The organism is Singulisphaera acidiphila DSM 18658, from assembly GCF_000242455.2.
GTDB classification, from domain to species: Bacteria; Planctomycetota; Planctomycetia; order Isosphaerales; family Isosphaeraceae; genus Singulisphaera; species Singulisphaera acidiphila.
On record NC_019892.1, the window covers coordinates 3,843,908 to 3,853,998 of the forward strand.

Annotated in this window: 7 protein-coding genes; 5 read left to right on the top strand and 2 right to left on the bottom strand. The window is 63.9% G+C overall.

Annotated features, from left to right (window positions below; genetic code table 11):
• Positions 1 to 71: 71 nt before the first annotated feature.
• A complete protein-coding gene (locus tag SINAC_RS15030; protein ID WP_015246495.1) occupies positions 72 to 1,775 on the bottom strand; it encodes a hypothetical protein in 1,704 nt (567 codons plus the stop codon).
• Positions 1,776 to 2,078: 303 nt separating this feature from the next.
• Here SINAC_RS15030 and SINAC_RS15035 point away from each other — a divergent pair, with 303 nt between their 5' ends.
• Positions 2,079 to 2,489: a hypothetical protein gene (locus tag SINAC_RS15035; protein ID WP_015246496.1), complete on the top strand. Its 411-nt coding sequence runs from the start codon at positions 2,079 to 2,081 to the stop codon at positions 2,487 to 2,489.
• A 337-nt stretch (positions 2,490 to 2,826) separates the two neighbouring features.
• Here the strand turns inward: SINAC_RS15035 and SINAC_RS15040 are convergent, their stop codons facing one another.
• Positions 2,827 to 5,427: a glycosyltransferase gene (locus SINAC_RS15040; protein ID WP_015246497.1), complete on the bottom strand. Its 2,601-nt coding sequence runs from the start codon at positions 5,425 to 5,427 to the stop codon at positions 2,827 to 2,829.
• 254 nt (positions 5,428 to 5,681) lie between these two features.
• Between SINAC_RS15040 and SINAC_RS41210 the strand changes: the two genes are divergently transcribed.
• From SINAC_RS41210 to SINAC_RS15065, 4 genes are all read left to right on the top strand, one after another.
• The gene (locus SINAC_RS41210) at positions 5,682 to 7,388 is read left to right on the top strand and encodes a hypothetical protein (protein WP_015246498.1); all 1,707 of its coding nucleotides are present in this window, start codon (positions 5,682 to 5,684) and stop codon (positions 7,386 to 7,388) included.
• 37 nt (positions 7,389 to 7,425) lie between these two features.
• A complete protein-coding gene (locus tag SINAC_RS15050) occupies positions 7,426 to 7,878 on the top strand; it encodes an oxidoreductase (RefSeq protein ID WP_237722520.1) in 453 nt (150 codons plus the stop codon).
• A gap of 371 nt (positions 7,879 to 8,249) precedes the next feature.
• A complete protein-coding gene (locus SINAC_RS15060) occupies positions 8,250 to 8,702 on the top strand; it encodes a hypothetical protein (RefSeq protein WP_015246501.1) in 453 nt (150 codons plus the stop codon).
• Positions 8,703 to 9,093: 391 nt separating this feature from the next.
• Entirely contained in the window at positions 9,094 to 10,032 is a 939-nt protein-coding gene (locus tag SINAC_RS15065) for a DUF1559 domain-containing protein (protein ID WP_015246502.1), read from the top strand.
• Positions 10,033 to 10,091 lie beyond the last annotated feature (59 nt).

Genomic DNA, 10,091 nt, shown 5'->3' on the forward strand with positions numbered 1-10,091 from the left:
CAAACGGCTTCGCACACAACACGCTTGTTTGTTTGCATGGAGTGTGCGAAACTCATTGGGACGGATTGATATCAAGATCGACCTGGTCCTTGCGGGGTTCGGGCCCCGACTCGGTTCGGCTTGATCTTGGCGGCGGTTCCTTTTCCGACGGCCAGGGCCGGATGATGGAAACCAGGGATGAAGGTGTAGGGTTGCTTGCCGGTGTAGGGAGCCTCGGGGACGTTGGGCGGGATGACGGGGCCGCGCTGGAGGTCGACCTTATTGGCGTAGAAGGCGGTGGTCGGCTTGTCGGGGGTCGCGATCGAGTTGTCGATCTGGCCTTCGACCTTTGCGGTGATGTCACCGACCGGGAGCACCAAATTCCGGCTGGTGCCGAACTGGGGAACCGTGGAGCCTCCTGTCAGGGTGACCAGTTCCGGCTGGACCGACGCGGCGAAGACGGAGTTGGTGACGTCACCCGCGACCAGGACACTCATGCCACCCGCGTTTTGGGCGTTCTCAGGGATGGGGGGAGCTCCAGGCTGGGGCGTGGGACTGAAGGCACTGACCGAGGACTGTCCTGTCACGGTGCTGATGATGTTCGAGAAGTTCTGCACGTAGCCGGAGAGAACGTTGGTATTCACCACGTCGCCGCCGAACGTGGCCTTGCTGATCGTGCGGTCGACATAGACGTTCGAGTTCAAGGCACCACGATTAGCCGTCAGGGTGTTGACCACGTGGGACAGGATGTCAACCGTGTCCATCCCTCGTCCGAAGACGACGTTGCGGGCTCCGTTGGGAGCGACGAGAAGGACGTTGTTCGACTCTCCTCCGATCGAGAAGTTGGTCAGCTTCGCCTGGCCGGTGCCGGTGGCGTCGAAGACGAGCGTCGAGAAGTTCGTGGCATTTCCGCCGATCCGGACGTTACCGATCTGTCCGGTCAGCCCGCCTTGAATCCGAGGGTCGCTCAGGAAAGGGGCCACACCCGACGTTCCGGAGATGACCCAGGTCCCACCGAATCCCGTGGCCTTGGAATTCTGGTTGACGAACTGGCCGGGGGGGGTGTCGGTGTTTCCGATAATCTCGTTGGCCTGGAACAGCGAGAGCCGGCCCGAGACGCTGAAGGTGACCCCATGCTGGATGGTGGTCGGCGTCGTCGAGGTCCCGGACGGAGGAACCTGCTGCGAACTGCTGATCGACTTGTCGATGATGATCCGGGTGCCGCCGAACTGTGGCAGCCCGAGCGTGACCGCGGCGATGTCGCTCTGCGCGGTCGACGCCGGAGGATCGACCTGACCGACCGTCGTATCCACCCCACCGAACTGCAGGGTGCTCACCCCGTCGGGGATCGTGATGGCGACCGGGTCCGGTGTTCCCGTGCTCCCGGTGGGCGTCGTATTGGCGAGCCAGAAGTCGGGGATGGCGATCGAGAGCGGGCCGTTGCCCCCGGACAGTTGCTGCGACTTGCTGGGAAGTTCCTCCAACTGCTGGAAGAAGACCTTGCCGTCGCCGTTGGGCCCCTTGGTGACCTGGCCGACCAGCCGGCTCTTCTGGGGGTCGAGACCACCAATCGTGATCGATTTAATCTGGGTCTGAGAATTCAGAGGAGCGGGCTGCCCGTCCGCACCAGGCTGCTTGGCGACGACAAGTGATCCGGGACCAATCAGTTGGAGGACCCACTGATCACCGTCGATATCGGTCCCCGAAACCACGCCGGAAAGGAGTTGCCGATCTTCCAAATATTCCGCCAACGGGCGCAGAGCACGGTTCCGTGTGGTGGGCTTCCTTGTCGACATAGACCAGACTCCCAAAGCGCGTAGAGGCAAACCGGCTCGAGTCACCGGCAGGGAGACACGCGACCTGACGCGCCCTCGCCCGTGCCATGGCAATTCATGTGGCCTTTCTCGATAATCGGCGTGACTCACCGCGCACTTGAGAAAATCCGCAAAATCATTCCAATCCCAACAATCACTACTCGCTCTCATTGCCGTAAGGATGATACGCCACGCATAGGCGGTCGCCTCCGTGGCTCTTCCTCATTATCAGTGCGGGGCGACCGGCCCGAGAGCCGGCGAGACCTCACCGAAGAGATTCGCACCATGAAGCGTTCGTCAAGCAGTCGACGACGTCCAGGCGTCCACATTACCCTGGGCCGCGCGGCCCGACTCCACCGCCTCGTCAGGTTCCTGGCCGCCAGCCCCCGCAGTCGCGAGGCCATTCTCAACGATCTCGAGATCGGCCTGCGCACGTTCTATCGCGAGCTCGAGTTGCTCAAACGATGCGGCGTGAAGGTCCAGCAGAAGGACAAGGCCTATCAACTCCTGGCGACCCCCGAACAAGCGGAGGGCCGACTCCCATTCCCCGATCCTCAGCTCAGTTTTGCCGAGATGGCCGAACTCTCCCGGGGCCCGGGTGAGGCGGCCCGACGATTGGCCGAGTTGCTCGAAAGCGTGATCAACAGTCCCGCACCCACCCCAAAGCGCAACCGCAAGCCAAAATCATCGCGCTGAGCCCCCGAAACCGACCGACCGGATCAACCGCCGGTTCACAGCTCTCGATCCTCATATCCCAAAGGCCAATGATCGATCCTCTCCCGTGCTTCGCAAACACCAAGTTCTCCACACTCTGCTCCTTCACGTCAAAAAGCCGAGTCGATCGGACAACACCTACATCCCGCGCTCGGACGTCTGGCAATCGCTGCACGGCCAGGTGACGGTCGGCCATGTCGATCAGAATCTCAAGGCTCTCCTGCAAGAGGGCCAGATCAACATGGCCGTGGCCAAAGCCGAGATCGCCAAGCCCGTAATCGGGCCCTGGAAACCGGGGAGAGTCGTGACGTACACCTGGTCACAGCTTCCGCACGATCAGCCGGGCCAGCACCGGATCACTCGCCGGCGTCGAACTGAACCGCCCGAGGGCGCGGAACATCACTTCGAACCCGGGACCGAGCGCGGCCAGCACCTCGTCGGCCGAGACCAGCCACCGAAAGTGCCCGTCGTCGAAGAACAGCCGGGGGTCGTTCGTCACCGGGGTCAACCCGACGGCGTCCGTCGAGTCCCGGAACTCCAGGCAAATCACCGTCCCGGAGGACACCCCGGCCAGCCTCGCCAGGAGGTCTCGCCGCTGGCGGGCGGACAGGGTGTGGAGCAGCCACCGACCGTACACGCGGCAGTATCTCGACAGATCAACGGTCAGGGCGTCACCTCCCGGCCCAGCGAATGGGTCGCATTCGTCTACCTCCAGCCCCCGCGATCGAAAGAATCGAGCGTCCCGCCCGTCCCCGCTTCCCAGGTCCAGAATCCGTCCTGTCGCATGGGCGAACGCCTCGGTGGCCGTCAGGGCGAAGGCGGACGGGACCCGATCCGAGGCCGGGCGGACCTTCCGCCAATAGGTGGCGTTGACCCGCTCGACGATCTCGTCGAGGGTGACCGCTCGCTCGTGGCGATGGTCGTACGTCTTGACGCGGTATGTCTGATAGTCGCCGTACAAGGCGCTGAGCACGGGGAGCGGACAAGCCGGTGCCAGCCGTAGGACACCCTCGAAAAGGATCGGTCGGGGTGGAAGGACCTGGGGGACGGGGAGGCGGATGGTGCGGTCCATGAACCGGGTCTGGATCTCGCCGCCGGCCAGATCGTAGGGGAAGACGTCGACGAACGGCCACCGCCACGGTAGGTCGGGCCGGCAAGCGGTGCCGTCGGGGCGGTAAAGCTTTAGGAAATGGCCGGGATGGCGGATGACCGCGATTCCGCGGGCGGCGCAGAAGGCCTCCAGCTCCGGCACGTCGTCACGAGGTAGGAGGAGATCGAGGTCGTCGTCCCAGGGGATGAACCCCCCGTGCCGGACGGCCCCAAGGAGGTTGCCCCAGAATAGGAGGGCGCGCGGGGCGAGGAAGTCGTCGAGGTCAGCGAGTAGGCCAAGGACCTCATCTTGTTCCGGGAGGGAGGACATGGGCAGCTTCTGGCCTTGAGCGGTGGGCGGATGAGTGGCGCGGGGGCCGTCGTGCGGCGAGTCGGAGATCATGGCATTGCGGGCGACGTCGAGCGGCGAGCTGCCCGCGCGGCGGACGACCCGGACCCCAGCCTGCTCCAGTCGGCGGCGCTTCTCCTCGCATTCCCATTCGATGCCGTTGAGGTGGGGGACCAAGGCCGCGGATTTGGGCCACCTCGGTGCCGTCGCGATGAGCGATTTCGAGCCAGGCCGCAGCTCGGCGAAGAACTGGACGTATTGCGGCTCGAGGGTTTCGGCGTCCCACCGCCGAGCTTCTTGAAGGGCCTTGTGGCGATGCTCTTGGGCGAGGTCTCGGTCGTCCCACAGGTGGGCGATCGCTTCAACCCACGGGGCGACCTCCTCGGCCGTCGGCAACATCCGGGTCGTGGGCGTCAGACGTTCGGCGAGGGGGAGGACAACGCCGGCTTCGCCCAGGGTCTCGGGAAGGGCCCCACGATCAGAAGCGACGACCGGGACGCCGTTGGCCATCGCCTCGACGGCGACCAATCCCTGGGCCTCCAGGCACAGGGACGGCATGATGCAGACCCGCGTCACGCCCCAGAAGTCACGCGGGTCGTGGGTGTGAGACATGAGGCTGACGGTCCCGTGGACTCGCAGGTCCAGCCCGCAGGCAGCCAGGGTCGCCTCGGTCCCCCTCCCCTCAACGACCAGTAGTGGGATGTCGGGGCGAAGTCGAGCCAGTTCGTCGGCGATCCTGGCGAAAACGTAGACGCCCTTCTCAGGGGATGGGTTGACGAACGTCACATAGCCCGGCCCGGTCCGCTCAGCTCGTATCCTCTCACGGTCGACGAGGTTGGACAGGACGGTGCAGGAGAGCCCCAGCGAATCACGGTAGTAGTCAGCGGCGAACCGAGACGGGACGATCACCGCGTCCGCATCGGCGAACGGCCTCGTGTCGTGGTAGCGCAGGTTGTGGAGTGGGAAAACCGTGGCGATCCCCCGCGATCGTGCCGTCGCCAGAACCTCGCGGACGAGCCGGCTTCCGCCGTAGGCCACCACAACGCCGGGCTGGATTCGGGCCAGGGTGGCTTCGAAGAGGCGGAGGAACTCTTCGCGCTCGATGTCCTCGGGATCGTGGGGCTTGGTCGTCGGCCCGAGATGAAGGGTGATCGGCACTCCTCGGACAGTCAGGCGGAGATGGTCTCGGCCGGCCCTATCGACGTCGTGGCCCCGGGCGACGAGCCAGTGGACTGGGTCGACTTCCCGGCCCAAATCCAGCACGGCGCCGCAGAGCACCTCAACGGCGCGGCCGCGCCGGGACAAGGCTTCCATCATCGCCCGGCTGGCGACGGCGGCACCGTTGGAGTCGTCGAGGTAACAAGCGTGTGCAACAAACAAAATGGGCATGTTCGCGAGCATAGCTCTGAGATTGAAGTGGACCTCGATGTCCAGACCACCCGGCCCGGGCATTAAGTTATGGTCGGGGCCCGTCCGTTCCATCAAGGCCCGACCGGCTCGGCACGCAAGACGCACCCTTCATCTATGCTGGTTAAAATGTGAAGTTTTCATGTAATCGTGACGTGAAACTTGATAGGGCCAAAGGACTCTGTCATGCTGTGTCGGTTCGACGGCCTTGGTCCGTCAAAACAAAAACACAAATCAATGCGATTGCTTTATTTTTACGAGATGTGAAGTTTCAAAATAATCGTGACATGATCCTTAATACGGTTATGATATCGAAGGACGAGACAGCCATGCGCAACCGCCTCCGCATACTGCGCCGGTTTCATCCCCTTACGGACGCCATCGAAGGCCGCGTCGTGGTCTCGTCGTTACTCCCGGGTTTCTGGGTGACCGCTCCCGGAGGGGACGCGGCGCTCGAGACCCGCGAGGTGCCCCTCACCACGTCGAGGCCCCGTGCGACGGGCGAGGCCGTGCACCGGCCTATCGCGCCGGCGAACCCGCCGCTGCCCGCCCGGGTCGCGTGGGCTTCACGGACGGCCACCACGGGGTCGGACGGCGGGAGGGTGCCCGCGTGGCCCACCTTTGCTGTGGCGACCGACCGGATCGGGCCGGCACCGACACCGGGGCTCATCGTTAGCCTCCCGTCAGCGCCGTCGGTCGGCAAGGTTCCCACCGCAACGCCCCGTGGGGCAGCAGTCCCAGCGGCATCCCCGCGTCAGGGGGGGAGCGCCCTTGTGCCAACCGTCCACTCCCAGGCGCAGGCCCCGTCGGCCAATCTGGCACAGTCACCGGCCGGCGCGGCATCCACCGCGGATTCCGGTCCCGGAGTCATCCGCCCCATGACGCTGGTGCCGGTGGAACCACCCCAGAGCGTGGCGGCGACCTTCAGCCTGATGGACGACCCCAGCGGCGGGGGCAACGAATGGGAACCCCCCGATCCGAGCGTGACGCTCAGCGGTGGGGGCGTGATGTCCGACGAGGAGGGGAACTACTATGGGATCGTCGGCGGCCAGGTCGCGATCGTTGTCTCGACTCCAATCGATGAGAACATCCAGTCGGTCACGTACAAAGTCAGCGGCGCGGTCGAGAGCCAATCCTGGACGGTCTCGGCGGGGCACTCGACTCGACTGGCCGGCGCCGTGACCCACACGGCCCCGCCCGGCGAGGCACTCGGCACCGTGGATTGGTTCAGCTTCTGCTGGGACGAAACGACCGGCAACCACACCATCTCCGTGCAGGTGAACTACGCCCGGGGGGCGGCGCCAGCTAAGAACTTGACGGTCGCCGTCGAAAAGCCCGACGCCGACATGAGCATGGTGACGAAGCCGCTGAAGTTCGGGCAGCACGCCCTCCAGGGGGGCAACTACATCGGGTTCTACCAGGACGATCCCGGGGTCTACTTCAAGGCGTCGGCCACGACCCACCGGTTCGGGGGGGATTTCGCTTTTTTGCAGACCATTTCGATCGACCTGAAGCAGACCTACTTTGCGACGGGCCAGATCACCGAGACGTCCCCGACGGTCCTCGACTGGAACGGGCAGAACCCGGGCAACCCGCTGGCCATCATGGTCCAGGACTCGTCGTACACGATGTACCCGGCGGAGACCCAGAACATCCCGTTCTCACGGCCACCGTTAGTCAGCCCGCCGGCCTATGCGATCCATGACACCCCGGTTTTGAGTTTCGGTTCGTACTCCAACCCCCTGAACCGCCCGACCAGGTTTTATCAGGACGTCGTGTTCACCACGAGGCTCGTCTACAACCCCGGGGGCATCTGGATCTCGCTGGGTTACCTGATCTGGAACCTCCACGGGGAGAGATCTTTCCTGAACCAGGCGGGCTTTAACTACGAAGATCCCAACAATTGGGGAGGGACCCAAAGTCTAACCCCGCCCTCGGAGACCGCCGGGACGAAGCAGATGGTCCCTGAGTTGCTCCCAGAATGGAGCGAGAACAGCCAGAAGTATCTCAAGGAGTGGGATCAAAAAAAGCCGTGACGGCACACCGGCGCGCCGGCAGACGGGGGGGTGGGCAGTGCGATTGAAACTCCGGACGAGCCTGATCTTGATGGCGTGCGCGGGCCTGCTCTGCTGGGCCGCCACGAGGGTCGTCACCTGGTACGAACGGCGCCCGACCTACCGTACCCGGGCCGCGTACCACCGCATCGAAGCCGAATCCCTGAGACACCGATTGAGCGGTGAGGCGCTCCGTTACAAGCTCGCCTCCTATTACCTGAGTTGCCTCCTCGCCAATCCCGAGGCCAACATCGTCCGGGAGACGCCCGGGAGCGTTCGTTCGGAGGAATTCCACCCATTCTCGGGCCCGCGTTCGGGGTGGGCGGCAGCCGTCGAGGCGCAGGGCAAACTCGCCGACAGCACCTCCAAGAAGGTTGCGTACCACGCCCGGCTGTCGCAGGAGTACGCGCGGGCGGCCGAGTCCTTCTGGTCGCCGGTGCCGGCCGAGGGGGCGGTGCACCCGATCCCATAGTGAACGTGGGCCCGCTAACACCGGGCGAACCCTGTCTCGCCGCTCCTTGTGGCCAGGGCCGAATCGGAGCAACGGGCCCACACTTCAGCACATAACAACACTTATGACATATTAATTTTCATTTATTATCTAATCTGGAACCTCCACGGGGAGAGATCTTTCCTGAACCAGGCGGGCTTTAACTACGAGGATCCCAACAATTGGGGAGGAACCCAGAGTCTGACCCCGCCCTCGGAGACCGCCGGGACAAAGCAGATGGTCCCTGAGTTGCTCTCAGAATGGAGCGAGAACAGCCAGAAGTATCTCAAGGAGTGGGATCAAAAAAAGCCGTGACGGCACACTGGCGCGCCGGCAGACGGGGGGAGTGGGCAGTGCGATTGAAACTCCGGACGAGCCTGATCTTGGTGGCCTGCGCGGGCCTGCTCTGCTGGGCCGCCACGAGGGTCGTCACCTGGTACGAACGGCGCCCGACCTACCGTGCCCAGGCTGCGCACCACCGTATCGAAGCCGAATCCCTGAGACACCGATTAAGCATTGAGACCAACTACTACAAGCTCGCCTCCTCTTACGTGGGTGACCTCCTCGCCCATCCCGAAATCAACGTCGTCCGGGAGACGCCCGGCATCATCCGCTCAAAGGAATTCCACCCGTTCTCGGGCCCGCGTTCGGGGTGGGCGGCGGCCGTCGAGGCGCAGGGCAAACTCGCCGACAGCATCTCCAAGAAGGTTGCGTACCACGCCCGGCTGTCGCAGGAGTACGCGCGGGCGGCCGAGTCCTTCTGGTCGCCGGTGCCGTCCGAGGGGGCGGTGCACCCGATCCCATAGTGGGCGTGGCCGCGCTAACCACCCCGTACCGTCTCGCGACGCCATTGAGGTCGAGGGTGGCGGGGCGTGGTCGGCCGACGCTCAGGGTCTACGGTCCAACACATCGAGCCACTACCGATTGAACATCCTGGATGTCTCAGTCACGATCTAAGACGATCCCGAACACTCGAGGCTCGTGGACAAAAAAACGCCGCGAAGGGCGAAAGACTCGCCCTTCGGCGGAAGTCCGATCGCGCCGGCCAATCGCTGATAAGTCTTGCCACACAGGAAGTTAACTCAGGGATTCATGACCGGCGCATGAATTGCTTAAGACGCCTCAGCTCGTAGTCAATCCGGCCCAATCCCACAACACAAGAGCCGACTTGAGCGACAGACCCAAGAGAAACGCGAGATGAGACGTCACGGATTCACCCTGATCGAGTTGTTGGTCGTCATCGCCATCATTGCAGTCTTGATCGCTCTGCTCCTCCCCGCGGTCCAGGCGGCCCGCGAGGCGGCTCGACGCATGCAATGCACGAACAACCTCAAGCAAATCGGGCTGGCCATGCATAACTACGAGGGGATTCACCTCGTCCTCCCCTCAGCCCGAACCAACTCGCCCCACTACTGGTCGTCGCTGGCGCAGATCCTGCCTCACCTGGAGGGAGGAGCCCTGTACAACGCCATCAACTTTGACCACTCCACGGCTCCGAACGCACGCAACAATTACGATATGGCGAACACCACCGCCATCGCCTTCATGATCCCCACCTACGCCTGCCCAAGCGATCGCAAGTCAGACCGAGTCACTCCCGACCTGGGCCCCACCAATTATTTCGCCGTGGCCGGCACCGGCCTGATGTCCAGCGGCAGCGGGAACGGGCTAATGTTCGACGGCTCGCGCGTTCGGTTCGCCGAGATCACCGACGGCCTCTCGAACACCTCGGCGTTCGTAGAGTCGATCAAAGGGAGCGGAGTCGACACCAACGCACCGGCCGCCTTCGACCTCCTGGCCCACTACAAAGGGGGAGGCGGCTACACTTCCACCTTCACCGAAGAGGCCTGCGAGGCAATCCCCGCCTATAGCGGCACTCGCGGCAGCCGTTGGTTCCACGGCAGCATGTCAGGTGGTTCCACGCTCAATCACTACTGGCCCCCGAATCACAAGAAGGCGGACTGCGCCGGCGATACCAACGGCCTGCTCAGCTCTCGAAGCTTTCATCCCGGGGGAGTCAACGTCCTCTTCGCCGACGGCCACATCCAGTTCATCAAGGACAGCGTCGCCGTAACCAGTTGGCGGGCCCTCGCCACCCGCAACGGCGGCGAAGTGATCGGCAGCGACCAGTTCTAGGCCGTTGGACATATCGTCTTCCTTCGAGTGGCTTACGGGCCCTGGCTGGATACCACGGG

Excerpts from the sequence above, each read along its gene's own strand:
- SINAC_RS15030 (WP_015246495.1), bottom strand. The coding sequence starts at position 1,775 with ATGTCGACAAGGAAGCCCACCACACGGAACCGTGCTCTGCGCCCGTTG.
- SINAC_RS15035 (WP_015246496.1), top strand. The coding sequence starts at position 2,079 with ATGAAGCGTTCGTCAAGCAGTCGACGACGTCCAGGCGTCCACATTACC.
- SINAC_RS15040 (WP_015246497.1), bottom strand. The coding sequence starts at position 5,427 with ATGGAACGGACGGGCCCCGACCATAACTTAATGCCCGGGCCGGGTGGT.
- SINAC_RS41210 (WP_015246498.1), top strand. The coding sequence starts at position 5,682 with ATGCGCAACCGCCTCCGCATACTGCGCCGGTTTCATCCCCTTACGGAC.
- SINAC_RS15065 (WP_015246502.1), top strand. The coding sequence starts at position 9,094 with ATGAGACGTCACGGATTCACCCTGATCGAGTTGTTGGTCGTCATCGCC.